Annotated in this window: 19 protein-coding genes and 3 pseudogenes; 4 read left to right on the top strand and 18 right to left on the bottom strand. The window is 39.5% G+C overall.

Features of this window, described 5'->3' with window-relative positions; translation table 11 throughout:
- Window positions 1-65: 65 nt before the first annotated feature.
- The 11 genes from OIK42_RS02185 to OIK42_RS02135 form a co-directional block, all read right to left on the bottom strand.
- Entirely contained in the window at window positions 66-1,991 is a 1,926-nt protein-coding gene (locus tag OIK42_RS02185; protein WP_273637997.1) for a bifunctional diguanylate cyclase/phosphodiesterase, read from the bottom strand.
- Window positions 1,992-2,008: 17 nt separating this feature from the next.
- Window positions 2,009-2,674 carry a transglutaminase-like cysteine peptidase gene (locus tag OIK42_RS02180; protein WP_273637995.1) on the bottom strand — a complete coding sequence of 222 codons (666 nt, stop codon included), beginning with the start codon at window positions 2,672-2,674 and terminating at the stop codon, window positions 2,009-2,011.
- Between the two features lie 971 nt (window positions 2,675-3,645).
- Complete coding sequence (locus tag OIK42_RS02175; protein WP_273637994.1) at window positions 3,646-4,497, bottom strand: hypothetical protein; 852 nt, start codon at window positions 4,495-4,497, stop codon at window positions 3,646-3,648.
- Window positions 4,494-5,750 (bottom strand): oligosaccharide flippase family protein, encoded by a 1,257-nt coding sequence (locus OIK42_RS02170; protein WP_273637993.1) that lies wholly within the window; start codon window positions 5,748-5,750, stop codon window positions 4,494-4,496. The genes OIK42_RS02175 and OIK42_RS02170 overlap by 4 nt, the downstream gene beginning before the upstream one ends.
- A complete protein-coding gene (locus tag OIK42_RS02165; RefSeq protein ID WP_273637991.1) occupies window positions 5,728-6,876 on the bottom strand; it encodes a polysaccharide pyruvyl transferase family protein in 1,149 nt (382 codons plus the stop codon). The genes OIK42_RS02170 and OIK42_RS02165 overlap by 23 nt, the downstream gene beginning before the upstream one ends.
- A gap of 4 nt (window positions 6,877-6,880) precedes the next feature.
- Window positions 6,881-8,152 (bottom strand): hypothetical protein, encoded by a 1,272-nt coding sequence (locus tag OIK42_RS02160; RefSeq protein WP_273637989.1) that lies wholly within the window; start codon window positions 8,150-8,152, stop codon window positions 6,881-6,883.
- Window position 8,153: 1 nt separating this feature from the next.
- The gene (locus OIK42_RS02155) at window positions 8,154-9,065 is read right to left on the bottom strand and encodes a sulfotransferase domain-containing protein (protein WP_273637986.1); all 912 of its coding nucleotides are present in this window, start codon (window positions 9,063-9,065) and stop codon (window positions 8,154-8,156) included.
- 2 nt (window positions 9,066-9,067) lie between these two features.
- Window positions 9,068-9,517, bottom strand: a complete 450-nt coding sequence (locus tag OIK42_RS02150) for a serine O-acetyltransferase (RefSeq protein WP_273637985.1) — start codon at window positions 9,515-9,517, stop codon at window positions 9,068-9,070.
- Complete coding sequence (locus OIK42_RS02145) at window positions 9,514-9,993, bottom strand: glycosyltransferase (RefSeq protein WP_273637984.1); 480 nt, start codon at window positions 9,991-9,993, stop codon at window positions 9,514-9,516. The genes OIK42_RS02150 and OIK42_RS02145 overlap by 4 nt, the downstream gene beginning before the upstream one ends.
- Window positions 9,990-10,433 carry a glycosyltransferase family protein gene (locus OIK42_RS02140; RefSeq protein WP_273637983.1) on the bottom strand — a complete coding sequence of 148 codons (444 nt, stop codon included), beginning with the start codon at window positions 10,431-10,433 and terminating at the stop codon, window positions 9,990-9,992. Before OIK42_RS02140 ends, OIK42_RS02145 begins: the two co-directional genes overlap by 4 nt.
- Complete coding sequence (locus OIK42_RS02135) at window positions 10,420-11,523, bottom strand: glycosyltransferase family 4 protein (protein WP_273637981.1); 1,104 nt, start codon at window positions 11,521-11,523, stop codon at window positions 10,420-10,422. Before OIK42_RS02135 ends, OIK42_RS02140 begins: the two co-directional genes overlap by 14 nt.
- 567 nt (window positions 11,524-12,090) lie before the next feature.
- Here OIK42_RS02135 and OIK42_RS02130 point away from each other — a divergent pair.
- Window positions 12,091-13,051, top strand: a pseudogene (locus OIK42_RS02130) (integrase core domain-containing protein).
- Between the two features lie 109 nt (window positions 13,052-13,160).
- On the opposite strand, the gene OIK42_RS02125 reads toward OIK42_RS02130, so the two are convergent.
- Together OIK42_RS02125 and OIK42_RS20385 are read right to left on the bottom strand one after the other, a co-directional pair.
- Complete coding sequence (locus tag OIK42_RS02125) at window positions 13,161-13,799, bottom strand: hypothetical protein (protein ID WP_273637979.1); 639 nt, start codon at window positions 13,797-13,799, stop codon at window positions 13,161-13,163.
- Between the two features lie 231 nt (window positions 13,800-14,030).
- A pseudogene (locus tag OIK42_RS20385) lies at window positions 14,031-14,909 on the bottom strand (IS3 family transposase); the annotation flags it as partial.
- Window positions 14,910-14,982: 73 nt separating this feature from the next.
- On the opposite strand from OIK42_RS20385, the pseudogene OIK42_RS02110 reads away from it, so the two are divergent.
- A pseudogene (locus tag OIK42_RS02110) lies at window positions 14,983-16,143 on the top strand (IS30 family transposase).
- Here the strand turns inward: OIK42_RS02110 and OIK42_RS02105 are convergent.
- Together OIK42_RS02105 and OIK42_RS02100 are read right to left on the bottom strand one after the other, a co-directional pair.
- Window positions 16,105-16,404, bottom strand: a complete 300-nt coding sequence (locus tag OIK42_RS02105) for a transposase (RefSeq protein WP_273637973.1) — start codon at window positions 16,402-16,404, stop codon at window positions 16,105-16,107. The pseudogene OIK42_RS02110 and the gene OIK42_RS02105 sit on opposite strands and share 39 nt — an antisense overlap.
- Before the next feature lie 499 nt (window positions 16,405-16,903).
- Window positions 16,904-18,304 (bottom strand): undecaprenyl-phosphate glucose phosphotransferase, encoded by a 1,401-nt coding sequence (locus OIK42_RS02100; RefSeq protein WP_273637971.1) that lies wholly within the window; start codon window positions 18,302-18,304, stop codon window positions 16,904-16,906.
- Between the two features lie 812 nt (window positions 18,305-19,116).
- On the opposite strand from OIK42_RS02100, the gene OIK42_RS02095 reads away from it, so the two are divergent.
- Both OIK42_RS02095 and OIK42_RS02090 read left to right on the top strand, forming a co-directional pair.
- Window positions 19,117-19,560 carry a DUF2721 domain-containing protein gene (locus OIK42_RS02095; protein ID WP_273637969.1) on the top strand — a complete coding sequence of 148 codons (444 nt, stop codon included), beginning with the start codon at window positions 19,117-19,119 and terminating at the stop codon, window positions 19,558-19,560.
- Window positions 19,561-19,580: 20 nt separating this feature from the next.
- Entirely contained in the window at window positions 19,581-19,724 is a 144-nt protein-coding gene (locus tag OIK42_RS02090; protein WP_273637967.1) for a winged helix-turn-helix domain-containing protein, read from the top strand.
- A gap of 47 nt (window positions 19,725-19,771) precedes the next feature.
- On the opposite strand, the gene OIK42_RS02085 is transcribed toward OIK42_RS02090, so the two are convergent.
- The 3 genes from OIK42_RS02085 to OIK42_RS02075 are packed head-to-tail and all read right to left on the bottom strand — an operon-like array spanning window position 19,772 to window position 22,408.
- Window positions 19,772-20,392 carry a flavin reductase family protein gene (locus tag OIK42_RS02085; RefSeq protein WP_273637965.1) on the bottom strand — a complete coding sequence of 207 codons (621 nt, stop codon included), beginning with the start codon at window positions 20,390-20,392 and terminating at the stop codon, window positions 19,772-19,774.
- A gap of 34 nt (window positions 20,393-20,426) precedes the next feature.
- Window positions 20,427-21,344, bottom strand: coding sequence for an SEL1-like repeat protein (locus tag OIK42_RS02080; protein ID WP_273637963.1), 918 nt, complete (start codon window positions 21,342-21,344; stop codon window positions 20,427-20,429).
- A gap of 38 nt (window positions 21,345-21,382) precedes the next feature.
- Complete coding sequence (locus tag OIK42_RS02075; protein ID WP_273637961.1) at window positions 21,383-22,408, bottom strand: 5'-methylthioadenosine/S-adenosylhomocysteine nucleosidase; 1,026 nt, start codon at window positions 22,406-22,408, stop codon at window positions 21,383-21,385.
- Window positions 22,409-22,672: the final 264 nt, after the last annotated feature.

The following is a 22,672-nucleotide window of genomic DNA, read 5'->3' as shown; positions in this document are numbered from 1 at the left end:
TATATAGTTTACCAGTTAATTTGTATAAATCTAGGTCAAGTTTTAAACTATTTTGCTCTAGAAGTTTACCAAGCGCGAGGCTTACAGAATAAGTAGCCTTGAACATGATCTACAAATAGCGCTTGCAAGGTTTGTGCCTCTATTTCTTCCTCGACCAATTCCGCTATTACCTGAATGTTCAATCCGTGGGCGATGTTAACTAACGACCGCACAAAGAACTGGTTGTCATCCGATAAATGAATGTTGCGGGTAAAGCTACCGTCGAGTTTTATAAAGTCGGGGCGCAGCTTGCGAAGTTGCGAAAATGCCGCAATGCTTGTACCTACACGCTCTACAGTGAGTTTAGCATTTAACTCGCGTAACTTGTCTGCCAGATAATGAACGTTATCTGGCGCATTTTGTAAGCACACTTCGTTCACTTCTATAATGGTGTTATTGGCGATACTGGCAAATTTTTGCAGCACGGTAATGAGTTCGTCGAGCGTATTTCGCTCGGCAAATGACGCTCTGGAAATGTTGATCGCAACGGGATCGCCCGGATCCTGGCTGTAAAGTGTCAGGATTTTTTCCAATATCAGGCAATCGAGTTTACCAGCACAGTGCAGGTGCTCTGATTCGGCAATTAATTGCGACATAGGCAAATAATCCTCGCCATTGTAAGCTTTAAAGCGGGCAAAGCATTCAAAGTACACCGTAGAGCCGTCGAAATTCTTTACAGGTTGCTTAACAACGTCGACGGCTTTGGTGCTTAATATGCGGGTAAACTCATCGCGCCATGCACTTTGGCTGCGGTAAGTGTCGATTTCGCTGGCCAGCTGCCAACGCTTTGGTTGACTCTTGGCGGTAGTTAGTGCTGCATCGGCATTCTCGAGTAGTTGCACTTTACTAGTAAGCTGACTGAACTTGGCCGCGCCGATGTGGGCAAAGCCCTGAGTATACATAGGCAAAGACTGCGCGTTAAACTCGTCACTTAAGGTATCGAGGAGTGCCGCACACCTTTCTTCATTAATGTTTTCGAGCAGCATGACAAAATCACCACCGCGTACTCTGTATACTTCTCCATTCAATGACTTGCCCTGTTCAGTCAGAATATGACTCAGTGTTTTAATGTAGATATCAGCCGTTTGTGCACCTTCTGATTCATTCACATGCGCCAGGCTGGATAAGCGTACAATCACCAAAAAGCCTGAAGGGTCCATCTCCTTATCAGCAAAGAGCCGTGAAAGACGATTGTCTAACGCCAACTTGTTACCCAGTTGAGTAAGGGTATCTAAATAGGCAGTTTGATAGTAGCTTTGTGCCTGCGCGGTGAGTTCTTTGTGCTGCTTGTTTAAAATACCGGCCATCTTATTAATGGCCCGCACCATCAGGTTTAGCTCGCGGGTTTTGGGTATCGACTCTATTTCGCTAAAGTCGCGCGCGCTAATGCGTTCAGAGGCTCTCACCACGGCGAGAATTGGCGTAATAATAATGCGTAATAACGCAAATAGCAGCAAGGTACCGATCACAAACAGTGCAAGGGTGAACCAAAATGTATCTTTTGCATTTTGCCATAGTTGCGCGTAGCCCATCCCCGGATGACTTTTTACTGTCATGGTGCCAGCAATATTCCAGCCTGAGTTGATCTCAGTCTCTGCAGTGGGCGGCGTAAGCGGAAACAACTCCATAAACCACTCTGGTACCATTTCTGGCAGCGGCGGGTTTACCTTCTCTAAAATCACATTGCCATCGAGATCTTTAAGTACAATGGATTGGTAATAGCCACGGTCGAAAATCGCATTCACCATGGTTTCTACCAAGGGGAGATCTGCTTCGTTGCCAATGTAGGGGGATATCGATAACCCTAACGACGTCGCCGTATCCTGGGCGTGTGACGTCAGCTGGTCATCGATATACGCGCGGAAGCTATTTACATTTATCCACACCGTACTGAAAAAGACCAGGCACAGCACAATGATAAAACCTAAGCTGAATTGTTTAGAAAGTGACATGTCTTTACCTGTTTTATTTAAAATCCCCGTTCGATACGGGTGGTTAAATCTTCCCACAACTTATGGCGTGAGCCGCTTCCTAGCTGTTTACCGCGGCCTTGTGCTTTGGCCAGCCACAACCCTTCACCATTAAAACTATACACTGGTTGCAAATCGGTGCGCCGGCTAGCTGGCAATATGCGAGGATTAATATTATCTAAAATAAAGGGCACAGCATTGGGCGACGGGTAGTAAGCCAATACCATATGGGCCTGATTATAATCTAATGCCTTTACGTACATCATACGCATATTTTCCTCGGGCACGCCCAAAGCACGCAAACTAAAATATTTGGCTATAGTGTAATCTTCGCAATCACCGCCATTGGTGGCCAGCATTTCTACTGGCGTGGCCCAATAGTCTGCTTGTTTAAAGTGAACGGAATCTTCGTAATATGGTATTGAATTGAAAAAGCGATTAATTTCGTAGAGTTGTTCATCAATATCTTCGGATTGCAGATCGAGCAGTTCTTGTTGCCAATCTGCAACACGTTCGCGCGCTGAAGTACCGTATTCCTGTTCTATGCGGTTAAAGAGTTCTGGTGTAAAACGGAGAGGTCCGATAGCGAATATAGTCCCGCTAAGCATTAACACAGCAAGTGAAAGCAACAAAAATGAATTTATGCGGGCGTTGTTGAATCTCACTTAAAACCTCTTCTTATTTGCCAATTCTTTGGCTTAAGCAAAGCCTAACCAGCATATCACGTATAGAATTTTTTTATAATTAAACTAATGATAATGGTTACTTTTCTGGCCTCTCCCAACAAATAACCAAAAGAATTAAGAATAAAATTGCTTTGGCTTTAAAGCAATGAACGACCTAATATGGTAATTGGTGGTGTACGACCTAAATAACTATTGAGAGCGGTGTAAAGTAATACAATCAATGACTTCTGCTTAAAATGGTTGGATTACACGGGTGCTGCTGAACGGTGATATACACGTCCGCGGAATCCGCGGAAACTGACTGAAGGAAATTATAAATAGTAAGTAAGTTGAATAAGCTTGCCAAAGAGCGGGATTAATGGATGTGAGATTATGACAAAAATCTTCGTAATTATACCGTCAGTATCATCGGCAAACACACAAGTTTATATAAAGAAACTCAAATTTAATTGATACATTGAACTTTACTAGCTCAGACCTGATCGGACAGTTACGCAGTTTTTCTGGTGTTAGCGTTGGCTGACAGGCTTGGAAATGTGGCAGAGGCATACCGACTTAGTGGTGTTTTCCGCGATACGATTTACGCCATCGTAAGCTGATACAACAAGGCGGAATCGAATCGTTAAAACGTCAGAAAACGCCTGATCTTTGTGACAAAAATCGTAAAGATAGAGCCATCGAAGAAGTCGTCATCTAATTCTCCCTGGCTAACCCACACCTGGGACAGTCTAAGGTATCACGGTTGCTCAAGTCTGAAAGAAACGTCGACATACATGCTAGGGGCGTTCGTAATATCTGGTTGAGGGAAAACATGAATACTACTGCGTTAAAATTGGCAAATCTTGCCGAAGCGCGGCTACGTTTATAGTGTGATTAAATCAAAATCGCTTGGTACTTGTACCGTCAGTATCCCTTGGTAATCAGACTAATTCAATTGAACCTATCGAACCTTAACACTTAAAATCTAAATCATCCCACAACAGGTTCAATTTGAAGCCATTTGAACTAGCGAAATCAATTAAATGATGACTTGTATATAATTTTATTGGGTTAAAATGAGTTATACCACTTGGTTTATTATCTTCAGGGTGATGGGTCCAATTACGTACTAAAAATACTTCATGTTCAATATCGTTTCTTTCTACAGTTAATCTAAATAACCCTCTGGTGTTGCTACCTTCTTTTAGACTGTAATTTAAAGTAATCCATTCATCAAAAGGTACGTTAAAATCTGTGTTTAATTCAGACCAAATTAAATTTTCCCATTGACTATTTTCCTTTGTTTCTGCTTTAACCTGAAACCTATAAGATGATGTGTTCTTACCTTCATATTTTGTTAAGTAAACCGATATCCTAAATGGATAGTCAGAACCCCATCCTATATCATTCCAAAATTCTGCGACCATGAAATGGTCATAATCACCATTGTACGAAAGTAACTGCGTCATTGGTTTCGGAATCAAAAGTTTAACAGAATATTCTAATAATTCAGTATTCGGTATGTCATAGGCGTTTACCTGAACCCTACCTCTTTTATCTCTTATATTTGGTTCTTTTAGCCAGGTAGATAAAACTTTACTACTACTATCGGTAGGAGATTCTACTAATTCGATTCCCCTTACTTTCGATTCGCCGCCTTGATATTGCGCCTCTAACTCTACATCAGCTAAAACACAATTTGTTTCAGCTAAAAGCATTGCACGTACACTTTCTGTAAATGGTTTCATCTCATCGAAAACAGAACCGAATGTGTCTGAGATTAGAAATAATGAGACACAAAATGCTAAGATTTTTAATCTCATATATTTGATTTCCTTCTTTTTACGATACAGAAATAAAATACTACTGAGAAAATTGCTATAGTCATTTGTACTGCTATTCGGAAAAACGCAACATAATAAACATTTTGCGATTGAATTAAGTAGTAAAGTCCGACTAAATTAACAACGGCAAATATCAGGTACGTATACATAACGAATTTGTCAGATACTAAATTACTAACCCCTTGAAATAAGAACAAATTGGAAACGAAATACAATAAAGGTAGGACAGAAAATATCCTCAAAAAGTCAGACGCTAAAACGAACTCTTTTCCAAACATAACGCTACAAGCGAAGTCCGCTAAGAAATATAATATAAAAGTTCCGACAACAATAATCGGCATTACTAACTTAAACACAGAAAGGATTTCTGATTTAAATTTATCAATATCTTCACTGACTAGCTTACTAAAGTAGGGGTAGAAAACTTGTGAGATAGAAAGCATTACTACATTCTGGGTGATTTGTATTAACTTTTGGCCAGCCGCGTAATTTCCAAGTTCCGACATAGAAAAATTACCAAAACTTTCCATAAAGAATAAATTGTAATTTCCTGTTAGTAAAATTAATACACCAGATATAAACAGCGGAAAACCTTCCGACAATCTGGCAAAGGCTTCTTTTAGCTTTGGTTTAATAAAATTCAAATTAAATTTATTTACAGTATAAAATATACAAAAAATAGAAATCACTATATGTGAAAATGAAGCAATTGCAGCTCTATAGTAAAAATCGTCACTTTCAGTTATTAATAGAAAAATAAGTGGAAGCGTTAAGAGCTTCGAAAAGAATAGAAAAATAGCAACCGTTTTTACTTTTCCCACCCCCCTTAAAAACCATCCTGGTATTAAGAAGTCACCTATTATTGTGATAAATGTAATGAAAAACAAAAACTTGTATTTACTAATTATTTCAACATAGTATGACAGAGCAAAAAACATTGTGAAGCAAAACAGCAATATTATTAATTTTGCATAAAGGTATTCATAAAAAACTTTACTCAATAAACTATTATTATCTGCGTTTTTTGATATTGTGCGTGTTGCTGTATATTCAAAACCATACTTTATTGCTATAACAAAGATACTTGTAAAAACGAAAGCGATTTCTAAAAGACCATAGTTATCTACTCCTACAACTCTAGTTACATAGGGTAGAGTTATAACAGGAATTAAGAAGTTAGAGATCTGGATTAGTGAATAAAAAAATGCGTCAGAGAAAAGATTTTTTTTCATTTTTAATTATCCTGGAAGCTTGATCATATATCTTTTCTTTAATAGATTTAATAGATTCTTCTAATTCTATATATTGGATAGCAGTAAGCTTATTGGTAACTTCATCCGGCTCAAAGTCTTTGCTTATTAGATAAGGAGCAGAATCTGAAAATACTTCCTCTAGAGTCCCTTTCACCTTGTGCTGCCAATTAACTACCACTGTAGGTATTGCGTAAGAAAGCGAGAATATAGATGAATGCATCCTGGATGCAACAGAATACTTTACAGATGAATACAATTCCGAATAATCCGTATCTGTTCGTATATAGAAATAGTTAGAAGCTATATTTGCCTCTAATATTAATTCATGTATTTTCTTAGTAATCTTTATATCTTGATCAGAAGTAACAAGTAATAAAATTTCTAACTCTAATCGGCTAGCAATTTCTATGATGTTTCTTGATAGTTTTTCCAAATCAAAGTTTTTATCATGGAAAGACATAACTTGAAAGTCAATAATATTGAATGCAATATATTTTTTATCAGATATTTTAATAGGGTAAATATCACTTAATATAAAAGCTGGGTCTACTGCTATTGACAAGTTTTTTTGAGATGTATCTATATCTAAATCATTGACTAACTTGTGGGAATGCTTGTCTCTGACCAAAATAACATTCGAATGTGTAACGATATTTTTTAGTTGTTTTTTATATGGTAATTCAAAGGGACCAACACCAACTGCATATAATAATATTCTTTTCTTATCTTTAAATTCTGTTACTAACCTACTGAAATAATATAGGTACGGACAACCGCTTTGATTGAATAACATATTACCTCCCCCAAATATAATAAGGTCATATTTAAGAGACTCTTTTATTATTGAAGGGATTGTTTTAGTTTCTAATTTAAATATTTTAGTAAAGTACTTTAAATAAATATTAGATCTTATTATTCTTAATGCTATATTTGATGACCTTTTATCTACTGAGGAGTTATTTGTAACACTCCTTTTTTCTATGTCAATAGAGGTAATTTCGACATCATTTATTTTAAATAGATGTTCTATACAAAGCGATATAATATAATCACCTTTATTAAGCCCGCTAAGAGAACTAATTTTGAGTGCTTTAATTCTTTTCATTTATTCAGGAAACCTTTAGGTTTTTAATTAAAAATAATAATAAAAATAATTGTAAAATACTCCCATTTATTATCGGAGTACCCAAAGAGTTAAGTATAAAATAAAAACACAACAGATATAATACTAAATTATGAAAGTTGAATATTTTTCTTTTGTTGTAATATGGATTTTTTGTAATTAGTTTAAACATCAATATAACTACGAAAAGGGATAATGAAAGAAAGCCGAAATATCCGGTTTCGCTGATAACTGAACCCCAAAAAAAATCAAAATAGTACATACCATTTTCGAACCACCAGATTCCAATTAACGACGTTAGGTGATATACATTTTCAGGATTATTAATAGATTGTCCACTTCCAAAAGTTGCGAATCCGGTCCCGAATGGAAAATACTGATTTGCCAACGTAACAGACTGTAACAAGAGAGCTGTTCTCGGAGCCATATCTAACAATTGACCGGAAGTGTTCACAAAAACACCAAAATTTGAAATTAATATACTTGATATTTTATTACTGGCAATTATGGATATAGTTAGAGCTGTTAAAATAGCGATAGATGCAATCAAGGATCTCGATTTTATTTCCAAACGATAACACGTATAAAGAGCTATTAAGGCAATGCTAAAGATAAGCTCAGGCCTTTGCATTGCAAGAATAATTCCAACGAAAGAGAGGTAAGTTATATATTTGGTATACTTGCTAGTTTTATTACATAACGATGATGTGAATATAACAAATGCAAATAGAGCTAACTGTCCAGGATGGTTGAATAACCCCGAATATCTTAATATCGATGTTCCAGGTACAACTGACCCTACAGTAGTCCCTGGAAATAATGAAGAATATAATCCGGTGAATAACATTTCAAATAAAATTAGTACCGTATTTATTATCAATACGAATAGTAAGAATTTCTCTGAAAATATCGTACTACGGCTACTATTATATAAATATAGAAGTAATAAAAAAATTTTAAGATTGAGGACTGTTTGTATTATCGTATAAACATTAAATGTTTCATTAATAATAGGCCCTATCATCCCAAATGCTATATAACTTAAAAATAGAAGTATTAGAAATTTGGATGGTATTCTTAGTAAACCATCTTTCGAAACGTAGTATAAGATGGCAATTGAAACCACTAATAATTCAAGTATAACTATAAATTGCTGAGCTTGGCCTGTAGTAATTTTTTTTATAAAAATAAAAATAATTAGTAATGCAACTACCGTAGATGTTTTACAGTTGAGTGAAGATTTAATAATTAAATTCATATTATTGAAAGTCTTTTAACCACAAGTCTTTTGTTTCTTGAGTTATATACCCGTCAGAGCAAAGCTTTTTTATATCGCTTTTGTAATAACTGTGCAGTATTTCTAATGTTTCTTTTTTTATGGTTATTTTTTCTTTATCTTTAGAGTTTATTTTTTTATAAAAATCTAAGATTTTATGTTTTACTTTTGGATGTTTATAAAAAAAACTCTCTAGTTTTCTGTTGGTAAAAAGAGCAAATTTCTGTATTATGCTGTTTTTTGCTGAGAATGTTACATTTGATTTTTCAAAAGAATAGTTTTCGGGTAATGAGTAGTTTAAATTGAATTTATTTTTAATGACGTTCATTACAGCCTGCGGATTTGTAGCAAAGTTTTTAAACTCAAACACAAGAATATTCTTAATGCCGATATTCTTAAAATGCTGTATGTGCTTATGGTATAGCCCGCCATCTAGAGCGCGCATGCACCACTCTGTCATCCCTAATTCAGCTAAAGGTGTACCTTTTTCATAAGATATTGATTTTTCAACGTATTCATCAAAAGTTACAGACTCTTTTATATAAAGACGGCTCTTTCTAAATATAAAATTTGATATGAGCCTTTCAAGAGGAGATCTAATAATCAAAACATAATTTTGATTTTGTAGTCCTAATTTTTTAATGTTTTGTGAAACAATTATGCTGTCTGCTAGGTAACCCGGTGACGCTTCTAGGTACGTATCAGTGTTACCTTTTACTTTTTCGAAATTTGCATTTAAGTATTCTTCAATATTACATTCCGGCTGTCTAAGGTAATCAGTCTCTTTTTTAACAGATGTAGTAAAATAATTGGTATCTACTAAATACTGATATAGTGATGTAGTACCTGATTTTTCTGTACCTGCAATTATTAGTAATTTAATATCGTTCTTCACAATTATATAACCTTACCCGGTATACCGACTACAGTAGAGTTAGCAGGAACATCTTTCAGCACAACTGAATTGGCTCCAATGTTTGAATTATCTCCAATTTTTATAGGCCCTAAAATTTTCGCTCCCGTACCAATATAAACATTATCCCCGATAACTGGTCCTCCTGGGTTTTCACTATGTCTACCCCCAAGTACAACACTTGTACCAATAATACAGTTTTTGCCTATCTTGCTATTTTTATGAATAACTACCGCTATTCCTCTGTGACTACAGTACGTTCCTTCACCTATTTCAACGCTAGATGGTATTGTTGAGCTGAAAAGAAAGTGCGTTAAAAAGTTGAATAAACGAGCGATAATTTTCATTTTTCTTAAATAAAAGTATCTAGAAATCTTTTGAAATGTTATTGCATTATAGAAACCACCATCAAAATTATTGTCGCTCTCTTTCATTTAAGTTCCTCTAAACACTCTTTAATTCTTAGACTAAATTCGTCTGCGTTTCTATTCATCGCGTTAAATTCATTATTTTTTATCTTGCATTTTTCGACTGCAGTTGTAAGTAAAGACAATGAATCGAAAAAATGTACATCAGAAAATTTTGAAAATTTTTCAGCTGTTGACATTTGATGTTCATTTCTATGTTCTCCTAAGCTCGCTAACCTTGGCATAATGCAGATAGGCTTATTTTTATCCATCGCAGAAATAATATTCCCCATCCCGGCATGTGAAATTATTATTTCTGCGCGATTGAATAATTCATTAAATTTTTGAAATGGTATATATTTTTGATATGAAATATTTTTGGGCTGAATTTCAGAATCACCAATTTGGGCAATGATTTCATAGTCTTGCTCAGAAGCCCAAGAATCTATCAGTTTAATCATTCTATCAAAAGGTAATTGTGTTCCTACACTTACAAATATCATATAACACTACCTTTAAAAAAAAGTTTTGAATCTTTATTTTCAAGTTCAGGCCACTGTGTGAGCCAGAGATTAGCCCATCGTCCTGCCTTTTTTCCAGCTAAAGATAACTCATCAGCATTTGCAATGCTATCAATCCAAATAGTCTTGCATCCCAACATCCTTCCAAAAACCAAAGCCAAAAAACCTGGCGCAGCCCCAGTCGTTATAATATAGTGTGGTCTAAATCTCACTATCACATAGAAAACCTGTATAGCAGTTAAAATAAGGCTAAATTTCTGGTTCAAATTTGAATCTTTTACTATATAAATTTCTTGAGACTTCTGGCTTTTATCCGTAGTAATAAAGCGAGTGTTGTAACTTTCAAATAACTTAGAAAGCTTTCTTAATTGAATCCAGTGTCCACCGCTTGAAGCAACTGCAAGCATTTTACGATTTTTCATTGTCGACTCCCACCATAATATTCTTTAAATCAATAGAAATATGTTTACTCTTAAATTTTTCGTAGAATGACATATTTGTTAGAAATTTCTCTTTGTTATCTACATAATTTTTTAAAAATGACGGAAAGTTTGCTATGTAATTTTCCAACGGGACTATACACTGGTACTGTAACGATTCAATTATCATTTCTTCAACCGCACCATTTTTAACTACGTATGGTAGACAACCACATATTGCAGCCTCAGCAACAACTAGACCAAGTGACTCTCCCTTCCGACTTGAAGGAAAAAGAAAAATATCGGATTCTTGAAATATTTTTGAAAGCTCGTGTTGGCTTAATTGGTCGCAGAATTTGATTCCATCTACATCTTGAAGACTTAGTTGAAGCTGTTTTCTAACAGGCCCACTACCTATAAATGTTGCTTCTAATTCAAATCCCTTTTTCTTAGCTTCAATTATACATTCGGCTGCAACCAATGCACCTTTCTCTTTAATCATTCTTCCAGCGAAAACACATTTTATTGTGTTTTCATTATCCTTAAATTTACTTTTAAAAATTTTTTCTTGTACACCACCCGAATAGGATACTTTAATTTTATTTTTTTCTAATCCGTAAGTCTCGGTTAGTTTTTGTTTAAACCAATTTGACGGGGCGATGATTAATTTCGCGTTATGGTTAGCAATTTTACAAATTGATTTTTTTATTATTGTTTTATATTTTTTCTCACCCAATTCTGGGAAAGCGTCGCTACCATGGTAATTTAATACAAGTTTTATTTTTCTATTTGTAATTAAAGCAAGTAATGCGGGTAGAACAGAGTGGCTTACATAGTGGACATAAACAATACCATTAAATTTTAAAAGTGATATATAGGTATTAAAATAAAACTTTAAGTATCCTAGTAAGCCTTTGCCATATTCTGGAAGAACATGGCGATGTAACTCAATCTCTTCAGACTTTAGGCACTCTTCTATATGCTTTATAAATGTTCCGAAATATGGTTTTTCAGTTGTAGGATATAAGTTGGCGACTAGAGCAACATTTGTTTTTTTGCCTAATCTTTCTTGATTCGGTTTTTTATCAACCATATTGCAAAATTCCTTTTATTTTATTATTTTATGTTATGTTAAAATAATTTAATCAGTCTGTTATTGTATTGTATTCCGATTATCTTTATTTTTCTCTTAAGCATCCCATGTTTTAGTATGACTGTCTATAGCCCATATTTACTGTTTGGGTGGGTAGTTGCGGGTACTTTTATCTAAATAATTGTTCTTAATTGTAAATCATTCTTTGAAGGGAAGTCAGCGTGATTTCTGAGATCAGATTAATCCCAAAAAACATTACTGAGAAACACATTGGCCATGATCAGAATAGCATTAATTAACCAGGCCGAGCGTCACCGTTTAAGCTATCGTCCAACGTAGAAAGAATAGACGCTTACTCCTTCGGGCTAGAGCTAATATTTGGGTAACCAAGAGCTAATCACACAAACATGTTGTGTCGCTTTTAAGTATAACGTGTTAGCTCGTTAATCACTGCCAAGTGGTTTGACCTCCCCCCCCCCAATAATAGCACCATGACATTGATGATATTTCCAATAAACTGGAGACAATGGTGATCTCACTATGAAGAAACTTTACAGTTAAGAACAAATTATCAAAGCAATTAAGTGGTACTAAGATAGACGATATATCTCGTGATATAGGCATATGTTCTCTTACGTTTTATAACCGGCGAAGCAAATATGCGGGCATGGAAGTTAACGAAGCCAAGTGACTGAAATAATTAGAGTCCGAAAATAATATGCTAAAGAAGATTTTGACAGCCTAACTTCTGCAAGTAGAAGCGATGAAGGATTTTCTTTCAAAATAGTGGTGACACCAGCAGCAAGAAACCCTGTTGCTGTCATTTAGTTGATGTTTTTAAGCTAATTTAACGGGTGGCTTGTAAGTTTGCTGGTGTAGCAGAACGGGATTTCTCTACTGCCCAACAAATAAAGCTGATGACTCTGTTGCATTACATTTTAAAGAGTTGGCTCCGCAGTATCCTCGATACGGCTGTTTGATGCTTCTTGGCTTACTCAAAGGAGAATGCCGAGTAGTTAATCGCAAGCATACATACCGTCTTTATACCGAGGAAGCGCAGTAAGTACGACTAAGAAGCGCATAAACAGCCAATAGAGGTGCCTTCAACACCGAATTAATGCTGGTCTATTGATTTTGTATCAGACCAGTTAAACAGAAGCAGGCGCCCGCGTGTACTGAATGTAGCTTGTGATATATCTAGAGAAATGGTTGGTCAGTTGGTCTCAGTATCAATTCGTGGACGACAGGTTACTCGTTTTCTAAGTCAACTGATAAGGCTACGCGGAAAGTAAAAGAAGGTGATTTTGACAACGGACCATAATTCACTAGCAAGGCATACCAACACAGAATGCTGTCGTGTAGCGCTTAAACGTTAACTTCAGAAACGAATGGCTGAATTAGCACTGGCAGAACTCTGGATGAAGCAAAATACCAAATGGATTTATAGGGTGTACATTATAACAGCGTTCGACCACTTAATTCACTGAATTATCTTCCACCTGTTGAGTATGCAAAACGAGCAGCATAATATTAAAAATCACATCGGAAAATTGGGGATATTTCAGGGGAAAGGCCGAACCGCGCACAGACTAACTACTTGCTAGTATGCGCGGTTCCTTTTGGGCATTAGAGAAATGTTAGTTATAACGTTTTCTAAAATAGACTGATATAAACAACATTCCAATTATTAGTAATAATGTAGTACTAGGTTCACTAATGGGCTCGCTAAGATTACCAGCCGATAAACATTCGCTACTACTTGGATTAGAACAAATCTCAACATTACTGATCGTAATTGACGAGCCCGTAGTATTCGCGTCATTATCAAGTGCCACTACAAACCAGTTGTAGAACGTACCTGTTAACTCAGATAATAAAATACTGTATTCGACGGTGCCGTCAGCTATGCTATATGAGTCATATATATTCATACCACTCGACTGACTTCCGCCTAGCTGGTAAAAAGAACCAGGATTGTTGTTAATAGTGTTATCATCAAAGCCGACCGCATAAATTTCCCCGTAGGATCCTGTAGCACTAAAATCGAAAAATAAAGTGCTTGTGTTGTCTGCTTCTAGACGCGCTAAAACTGCAACCCATAGGTTTCCAGAGAGCGTTAGACTAAGTCCATCATCACTAATGACATATCCACCGTTAGTGTATTGACCGCCATAATTAGAACTTATCACATAATCATTAAAATCGATATACGCTGCTTTTGTGTTTGTTGCAAAGAACACAGAAGTCATTAAAAATAACGCCAGAATAAATCTCATAATCTAGTCTCTCTCTAACACTTTAAATAATAGTGTGTTGTAAATGAATGCCGCTCCCCCTTATATGCATTATGCATGCCAAATATTTTTTACCCTTTACAATCAAGGTTTTATTGTTTTCTTGGTGGATTATTTTTTATTCATGTAAAATTTTTTGACACTGCTTATATCGATATTTGTAAATCGCTGTATTGGTAAGCACCCAGTTTTCTAAACATCTTCAAGGTGCTGCTAATACTGCTTTTCGTATCTGACTGATGACAGTACACCATTTGCACCATGATTACGTCTTGGATTGCAGAACCCCTCGATATAGTCAAATATATCAGCCCTTGCCAGAGCCCGTGTTGGGTAGATTTTTCTTTTCACCCGAACTTTTATAAGAAGAGAGAAGAAGCTTGCTGTAGCGGCATTGTCATGATAGTTACCTTTTTTGCTCATAGTTGCTTCCAGTTTGTGTCATTCAGGAAGTAACGCCAGTCCTGACGAGGTATACTGAATTCCCTGATTTGAGTGAACCAATAACTTCTGCTTGTTGGGCCTGCGACGCCAAACCGACATGAGCAGCGCATCAATGACCAAGTCAGCTTTTGGACTGCTCTTCATTGACTAGCCGATAACACGCCGCGAAATAAGTCGATAACCACAGTAAGATATAACCGCCTTCGTAGTTACGGATAGATGTAAAATCAGTTACCCAATAACTATCTGGTTTATGCAAGATTAATTCGCGTTTCAAAGTATTTGGGCCAACCATGCTTACTTTGCGGCCTTTGAAGCATTGATGGCGCTTGTAAGCGCGCTCAGCGCGGATACTGGCTTCTCGCATTAATCGATGAACGTGATTCTTACCGCATGTCTCACCGTCGCTTTTGAACTCGATAGTGGTATTCGGGTAACCATAGGTACAACCTCTTTCAAGCCAGAACTGGTTGATTTTACCTAATAATCGCTGGTCTTCCTTGGCCCGGGCACTTAACTGCTGCTGGAGCCAAGCATAGCAACCGCTGCGCTCAATATTCAGGATCTGGCACATAACCTTAACTGGATAGCGCGGATTCGCTCCCTTACGAACGTGTACTTTTCTTTTACTCCCCGGCAAAGTACACGGCAGTAGATTCAAGTGGTCAATGCAACAGTTATACTAAAATACTGATTTGCGTGAGGGCTTTGGATGAAGCGAATAAAACGTACGTTTACTCAAGATGAGCGAACACTTGTTTTTGATTTATGGAAGCAAGGTGCTGGGTTTAGTGATATTGGTCGTATTATTGAGGCAAAGCCGGGATCGGTATTCACAATTTTACGTGAAGATGGTGGCATTAAACCTAGACCAAGGCATCGTAATATTTCCCACCTAACACTTTCAGAACGCAAAGAAATCCGCGTTTCATTGTCTGCAAAGATGAGCATTAGAGCAATAGCTAAACAACTAGTTCGCCCTCTCTCGACCATATCACGTGAAATTGCCAGAAATAGAGGGCGTAGATATTACAAAGCAGTTGATGCTGATAACGGTGCGAAACGAATGGCCAAGCGGCCAAAGTCTGGTGTTTTAGAACAATACCCAGAGCTGAAAAAGTTGGTTATAGAGAAGCTGGAGTTGACGTGGTCGCCAGAGCAAATATTTGGTTGGCTACGTGTCGAGTATTCTCGGCATAAGAAAATGCAGGTATCACACGAAACCATTTATAAGTCATTGTATGTTAGGGCGAGGAATATCATTCATCACTCGTTGACTGAGCATTTACGAAGAAAGCGGCCTATGCGGCATAGTCGGTTTCATAGCCGTAAAGGTGATAGAGGCTCCATTAATATAGTCAACGGCTAGTCAACGGCATTTCAATTTACGAACGCTCAAAACATATTGATAATCGACGTTCCCTCGCCACTGGGAAGGCGACTTAGTAACAGGCTCTAAAAACACCCATATTGCCACATTGGTAGACCGGAAATCGCGTTTCACAATCACCTTGAAGTTAGCAGGAAAAGACGCAGATTCAGTGAATACGGCATTGTTAGCGGTGTTTAAAAAATGCCCTCTAAATACCGCCAATCGTTTACTTGGGATAGAGGTATGGAACTGGCTAAACATAGCGTTTTAACCGCGGAATTTGGCATGCCAGTTTACTTCTGCGATCCACAATGTCCATGGCAACGAGGTACGAATGAAAACACTAATAGCCTTATTCGACAATACTTCCCTAAAAAGACGGATCTATCACCGCACTCTCAAGACCGACCCAGTGAAGTCGCAACTCAACTAAATGAACGACCAAGAAAAACATTGGAATTTAAAACACCTTCACACATGATTGAAAGGAGTGTTGCGGTGTTCACTTGAACTTACAGCGGCTTCCTTTAATATGTCCCTTTCTTGCTGAGTTCGCTTTAATTCACGTTTAAGTCTGGCGACTTCGGCTCGAAGATCTTCATCATCTTTACGTTGCATCGTTGACTTAGAAAATGTCTTCATCCAGCCATAAATACTCTTGGTGCTGTTATCTAACCGCTCAGCAACATCGGCAACGCTGTAGCCATGCACAACAACTTGATTAACTGCTTCTTGCTTAAATTCGTCCGAATAACGGATGCCTTTACTCATGATTTACCTCTTATGGTACAAGTTACATTTTTACCATAAAAAGTGTCGGGAAATCTCAGGCCTTACCAATAGCCTCCAGATCATTGGAAATCTCATCAATGTTATGGTTCCATTTTGGGGGAGAAGTCAGCTCAACGACTGTTAAAGGCTACCTCCGCTTGCCGCCCAATACACTGATGAGGATTTAATCAGACATGACTTGTGTGCTGAGGATTAGACTTTGAAGTCTATTGGCCAAAGCGATGCGTGGTTGAACTAGTTCAGCAATAACATCTGAACACAATCAGGTTCTAAAATTATCACATACAATATTGTTTAGCGTTTTTCAAACTCGTAAAAACAACAAGTTGACGGTTAAAGATAACCGTCAACTTCCTTAAGAATTATTGATTAGATCAGAATCGCTTGCTAACTAAAGTACGACACTGCGCTTGATGACATTACCCCTGCATTCTACCCGACAATTGAAATGACAACACAAGCTAACTAATCGCAAATATTAATACGCATTTTTATCAATAAAACCTTTAAAAAGGGTAAACAACACTATTTTAAAGTCTAACCATAACGACCAGTTTTTGATGTATTCCAGGTCGTATTCAATGCGTTTTTGCATTTTTTCTACCGTATCCGTTTCGCCGCGCCAGCCGTTAATTTGTGCCCAACCGGTAATGCCTGGCTTTATGCGGTGACGTAACATGTAGTACTGCACTTTCTTCCGGTACATTTCGTTGTGTGCAACCGCATGGGGGCGCGGGCCCACTACTGACATGGTGCCTTGCAATACGTTAATAAACTGCGGCAATTCGTCCAGTGATGTGCGGCGTAAAAAACCGCCAATAGGAGTAAGTCTGCTGTCGTTTTTTGTAGCCTGCGTAACCTTGTCACCGTCTTCGGTAACGGTCATGCTTCTAAACTTCCACACTTTGATTTTTTTACCGTCCATACCGTAACGGCTTTGTTTGAAGATAACTGGCCCGCGGGATGTGAACTTTACCGCTAACGCAATTACAATCATCGGTATCGAGATCATGGTTAAAATAACCGATGCCAATAATATATCTTCTACACGCTTAAGAAAGTTCATAGCGCCTTTCATCGGCGAGTCGAACACACTTACTGTTTGCATTTCACCTACGTTACATATTCTCGAATGCAAAAGGTTGTATACAAAAAAGTTGGGCACCAGATGTACCTGCGCTTTAGTATCGCCTAAAACCCGCAAAATCTCTTCAATCCGGCGGTTAGCCGTCATAGGTAGTGTAATGAACACGGTTTCTATTTTGCCGGCTTCGATATCCGCATAGGCCTGTTCAACGTTGCCTTTAAACTCTAAAAGCTCAGACTTTACAATTCGCTCCTGGTCCCTGTCATCATAAGCGCCAACCACAACATAGCCCGTTTCGGGCGTACCGTTGATTTGGTTAACCAATTCAACGCCCGTGCTGTTTGCGCCGATAATCCCTACAGCCCGCGTGTTTCGCCCATTTCGGCGCAGCACGTAAAGAACATAACGAAAGCCTATGCGCCACAATCCTGAACTTAACCAACTAAACGTAAACCATAGTGCAATGACGGCGCGCGAGTAATCTTCGGAGGATTTCGAAATAAACATCCAGCCAATCACTATCCCAATCATCAGGAAATGACTTATCGAGGCAACAAATAAAATCTCTTTAATTGAGCCCGCACGCCAGGAACGGTAAAGCCACAGCATTTCTGCGCTAAACAGAAAGGCTAAGCTGGCCACCAGGCTTATAAGATAATATTGTTGATTTAACGAAATGCCGTAAATTTTTGCGGCTAGCAACAGGCAGAGCTGAATGATGAGCAGGTCGAAAAACCTGTAAAGCACTGCAAACTGATTAACATTATTGCGAACAAAACCTTTTTTGCCCATGTCTATTTCCTTGTGAATGAAGTGAAAATAACGCTTACAAAGAAACAGTGATACCGAATTCTAACGTCCAATCCCTGTTCCAACCCTGCACTTCAAGCCGATCCATTTTTTTAATAACAGTGCAATCCGACCTGAATTCCATTTCGTAATTCTAATCAGATGTATACTCCGTCATATACACCTGCAAAACGCTACATACTTTATAGCTATTGCTCGCTGCAAAATATGCGCCACCTGTTGTAGTAGCGTATACCAACAACACGTATTCCGGGCATTTTACCACTCGCCTGAACAAGCTGGCTAGTATTGCTTTTTCGGTATAGTTCCGCAATGGTTCTACCTAAACAAAAGAAAACTAAGTCACTTTTTAGCGCTTTAACTCAAAAAACGTCCAGCCTGAGGCGCATTGAACTTTCGTCTAATTTTATAAAAATGTATTTTCATCCACTACAAAAATTTACGTTACCTATCTCGTAAATCATCGAGCTTGCGGAAAAGTCGAGCACCTGTAAAAATACCTGACAGTAAATAACCCAGCTACTGCACAGCGTTATGCCTTTCTATTGTGCACTATTTTGTGGCCCTGCACAATTTTTGAGCAGAAAAAACGCTGCATAAGCGCCGCTTCTTTTACGCCAGTATTGTAGGCTTATATAGTTTACAATTTTATGTCGGCAGACTCTGGCAATCTACTATCGTTGGTGTGACTTACCCATAACTGTTTACGGCCTCAGTTATTCAAAATTAAATTAGCCACTCGCCCGCAGATAACCTATGCTGCGGTGTTATTCAGTTTATGATGTGGATATTTAATGGAAGCACTTATTCCGTCGCTCTCAACGCTCATTGAGATTGCCGTTGCCCCGGTATTTTTACTGGCCGGTATCGCTGGTTTTTTAAATGTAATGTCGGGGCGTTTGGGCCGCATTACCGATCGGGTTCGTTCTGCCGAAGCGGCGCTAAATCAACTTACCGATATCACCCAAAATGTCCGCCTGCACCGTGAAATTATCTTATTATGGCGACGGGTAAAACTCATTAACTGGTCAATCGGCTTTTGTACCGCGTCAGCGGTTATGGTGTGTGGCGTGGTTGTGAGTTTATTTGCCGGTGAGTTATGGCAGGTTAAATTAAATCTGTTAGTCGTCACGCTGTTTATTCTGGCGATGCTCCTGTTAATTTCAGCACTCCTGATGTTTTTGGCTGAGGTAAAACTGGCCACGGCAACAATCAGGGTCACCCGCACTATAAGGTAGGTATCCGTTAATCAGCGAGAATGTGGTTTGCAGCGAGCCCCATCACCCTGGATGAACTGCGCCGGCGCGTATGGCGCAGCCAGAACTGTCCGCTCACCAACGTGGTCGACGTGTACATTAATCGGCTGCGCAAAAAACTGCACTGCCGACACAATTATTATTGAAACACTCGGGGAACGAGGCTACCGCCTGGCTCTTCCCGGCGGCACAGTTACGTTGGCCTGCCCATAAAAAAGTGGGTTTGTTCCGACACACTAAAGTAATCACCCGGTCCGCCGGCGCGCATAATAGAGCCGGCTTTGGCGGTATTAAACGTACCGTCATCAAGGTAGTCCTGCTGAATGTGCACTGCCACTACCTGCCCTAACACCAGCCACGAGTCACAAGGTGTTCCCGCGACATCCTTAAGCTGAATAAGCTGAGTTAGTTTACACTCCATCGACGCCGGACTCGCCGCCACGTGTGGCACCGCCACACAGCGTGAAGGCCGCTTAACAAGGCCCGCCAGCTCAAATTCATCCACTTCAGCAGGCACGCCAGCACTCGACTGATTCATGGGCCCGGCCAGGTTGCGTGTGGCCAGGCTCCAGCAAAACTCGCCTCTTTGCTCAATATTGCTGACACTGTCTTTATACCCCACACTGGCAAAACCGATAATGGGTGGCGCTGCGTTGAATGCATTAAAAAAACTGTAAGGGGCAAGATTTGCCCTGCCATCGGCGCTTTGAGAGGCTATCCAACCTATCGGCCGGGGCGCGATAATGGCTTTAAAAGGATCATGGGGTAAACCGTGCCCGTCGTTTACATTATAAGAATAAAAGTTGTCAGACATATGCATATCTCCTGATGATGCTGTGACGAATACGCTAGTGCACCCAACCATCAATACAGTTGGTGGGTTCGCCTAACAGGTTAATTTCGGCAATGATATCGTCAATAAAGCTGGCTTCGTCGGGCCTGGTGCGTTTGGCCAGAGTTAACCAGTGCAGCGCCTTATCGGTGTGGCCTGTACAGCCCTGATAATTGCCCCACCAGCGCTGTGCAAAAAAGTCACCTTGCTCGGCGGCCTGTTTAAACAGTGCTAAGGCACGGGGTTTGTCGATAGCCTGAACGCTGTTGGCCAGTTCGTATAAATGTTCTGCGGTTGGCGCCCGGTCGTACACAAACTCCCTTAACGCTACGGCTTGCTTTGGATCCTGGCTGACAGGATGAGCAAAAGCTACAATGCTGTAAGTGTAAATGCCGCTGCTGAGGGCTCGCGCCAGCCCGCGTACTTCGGCAATTGACAGGCTTTTATAGTGCTGCAGCTTTTGTCTAAAGATAACACTTAACTGCGGTTTACTGGGTGCTTCGGGCGGCAATCCCCACAACCGTGGTAACGAGGCTAATTTTTGGATTCCCGGCTGCAGCAAGTTTTGCCGCATTCCGTTATACCAAGCCTCTACCGCGTCAGTATCGCAGCCTCCGATATCGGTTAACGTGCTATCAATTAGCTTGTTAACCATGCGGGATTCGTGCTTTGCATCGCTGAATGACTGCTGCCACGCCGCAAATGAGTAGCCGGTTTGCTGACGCAGTGCATAGTCAATGGCCGACAATGCCTCACTGGGCATTATCAGTTGGGCATCACATCGCGCCGACATTGCGGCAAACAACTTGTCGGTGAGCGCCAATCGCCCCACCAATTGCGCATATTGCCGGGCAACGTCGCGTTGTTCAGTGCTTGCTGGCGGGGTGTTATCCTGCTGTGCAATCACAGCTTGTGTTACCAGTGCGCTACTCATACAAAGGCAACACACTATTCCCCGCAGCAGTTTAACCATTATTGTCCGGCGGCCAGTTCGTCCATTACCGCAAACAGCACATTAGCACCTACGCGAGAGACTTCTTTGTCGTAAATATGCTCCACGTTTACGCCTTCCTGGCCACCGGCTAAATCACTGATAGCCCGAATAATCACCCAATCCACATCATTAATGGTACATACCTGGCCAATGGCCGCCGATTCCATTTCGGTGACCTCAGCGTTAAACACATCGCGGGTCCATTTACGGTATGCCCGGTTGTCTAAAAACACCGAACCGGTCACGCCATTGCCACCCACAGTGAGCTTGGCTTCGCGCTCGTTAAGGATCATCTGGGCCGGCATATTTTGCATTGCTCGCTCAGCGGCACGCAGCAATCGGTCACTGGCCGTAAAGTAAGCCGTATCCTGAGGTTTATCCATACCGTCTTTAATGATCAGTACTTCATCGGGCTGAATAAAATGAAACGGTTTATAGTTTGGATAATGCGGATCGGCCGCTTTGCGCGCTGGTTGTTCAGCCATAAAGCGGGCATAGTATTCAGGCAATATCGACTCGCCCGGATTGTTAGGATCAGGGTTAGCGTAAACACTTTCATCATGGTAGTACCAACGCTCAGGAATAATCACATCACCGGGTTGCCAGGCCGGATTTACCGCACCCGCTATGCCCATAAACACTACTTGCTTAACCGGGAAATAATCCAGCGCCATTTGCATACTCATGGCCGCATTCGCAATACTCATGCCTGTGGCAAACACTAAAATGGGCTTATCGTGATATTCACCAATGCGGTATTTTATGCCTTTATAGGTTAACGTTTCGGTGATGCTGGCATTGGGATCAGCCTCAATACGTCCCAAAATCCCTTCCATTTCGGGTGCATATGCCACTACAACAGCAGTAAAGCCTTCGTCATGCTGGCCAAAAACCGGCCCGTATTCAGTATCAGGCTTAACGGGCGTGCTCTGGCAGCCCGTCATAATAATTACCACCAGGCTCAATACCAGTAACCGGGCGCTATATAAACGCTGTCGTAACATAAAACTTCTCACTTCGAATAAAGGTTTAATTGGCACCATTCTACCAGTGTTTCAAACCGGCCTGTGACCCCCTTACTCGTAACTATCGGCAAATTGGTCGAAAAAATTTTATATTTGTGACTTGAAAACAATTTGCGCGTGCTTATATAAGAAGTGTTGGTGCTTGATAACAAGGCCGACGCTAACCGTTTAGCTAAAAAAATAGCTAACAAAACAATCACGCCGCCGAATACCGGGGCTTTAATTTACACATATTGCTTAATT

Source organism: Alteromonas gilva, assembly GCF_028595265.1.
GTDB classification, from domain to species: Bacteria; Pseudomonadota; Gammaproteobacteria; order Enterobacterales; family Alteromonadaceae; genus Alteromonas; species Alteromonas gilva.
This window is presented reverse-complemented; position numbering and strand designations above follow the sequence as displayed.

Bases quoted from the DNA above. Each gene is read 5' to 3' on its own strand.
- OIK42_RS02185 (WP_273637997.1), bottom strand. From the start codon at position 1,991: ATGTCACTTTCTAAACAATTCAGCTTAGGTTTTATCATTGTGCTGTGC.
- OIK42_RS02175 (WP_273637994.1), bottom strand. From the start codon at position 4,497: ATGAGATTAAAAATCTTAGCATTTTGTGTCTCATTATTTCTAATCTCA.
- OIK42_RS02170 (WP_273637993.1), bottom strand. From the start codon at position 5,750: ATGAAAAAAAATCTTTTCTCTGACGCATTTTTTTATTCACTAATCCAG.
- OIK42_RS02165 (WP_273637991.1), bottom strand. From the start codon at position 6,876: ATGAAAAGAATTAAAGCACTCAAAATTAGTTCTCTTAGCGGGCTTAAT.
- OIK42_RS02160 (WP_273637989.1), bottom strand. From the start codon at position 8,152: ATGAATTTAATTATTAAATCTTCACTCAACTGTAAAACATCTACGGTA.
- OIK42_RS02150 (WP_273637985.1), bottom strand. From the start codon at position 9,517: ATGAAAGAGAGCGACAATAATTTTGATGGTGGTTTCTATAATGCAATA.
- OIK42_RS02145 (WP_273637984.1), bottom strand. From the start codon at position 9,993: ATGATATTTGTAAGTGTAGGAACACAATTACCTTTTGATAGAATGATT.
- OIK42_RS02140 (WP_273637983.1), bottom strand. From the start codon at position 10,433: ATGAAAAATCGTAAAATGCTTGCAGTTGCTTCAAGCGGTGGACACTGG.
- OIK42_RS02135 (WP_273637981.1), bottom strand. From the start codon at position 11,523: ATGGTTGATAAAAAACCGAATCAAGAAAGATTAGGCAAAAAAACAAAT.
- OIK42_RS02125 (WP_273637979.1), bottom strand. From the start codon at position 13,799: ATGAGATTTATTCTGGCGTTATTTTTAATGACTTCTGTGTTCTTTGCA.
- OIK42_RS02105 (WP_273637973.1), bottom strand. From the start codon at position 16,404: ATGAGTAAAGGCATCCGTTATTCGGACGAATTTAAGCAAGAAGCAGTT.
- OIK42_RS02100 (WP_273637971.1), bottom strand. From the start codon at position 18,304: ATGGGCAAAAAAGGTTTTGTTCGCAATAATGTTAATCAGTTTGCAGTG.
- OIK42_RS02095 (WP_273637969.1), top strand. From the start codon at position 19,117: ATGGAAGCACTTATTCCGTCGCTCTCAACGCTCATTGAGATTGCCGTT.
- OIK42_RS02090 (WP_273637967.1), top strand. From the start codon at position 19,581: ATGTGGTTTGCAGCGAGCCCCATCACCCTGGATGAACTGCGCCGGCGC.
- OIK42_RS02085 (WP_273637965.1), bottom strand. From the start codon at position 20,392: ATGTCTGACAACTTTTATTCTTATAATGTAAACGACGGGCACGGTTTA.
- OIK42_RS02080 (WP_273637963.1), bottom strand. From the start codon at position 21,344: ATGAGTAGCGCACTGGTAACACAAGCTGTGATTGCACAGCAGGATAAC.
- OIK42_RS02075 (WP_273637961.1), bottom strand. From the start codon at position 22,408: ATGTTACGACAGCGTTTATATAGCGCCCGGTTACTGGTATTGAGCCTG.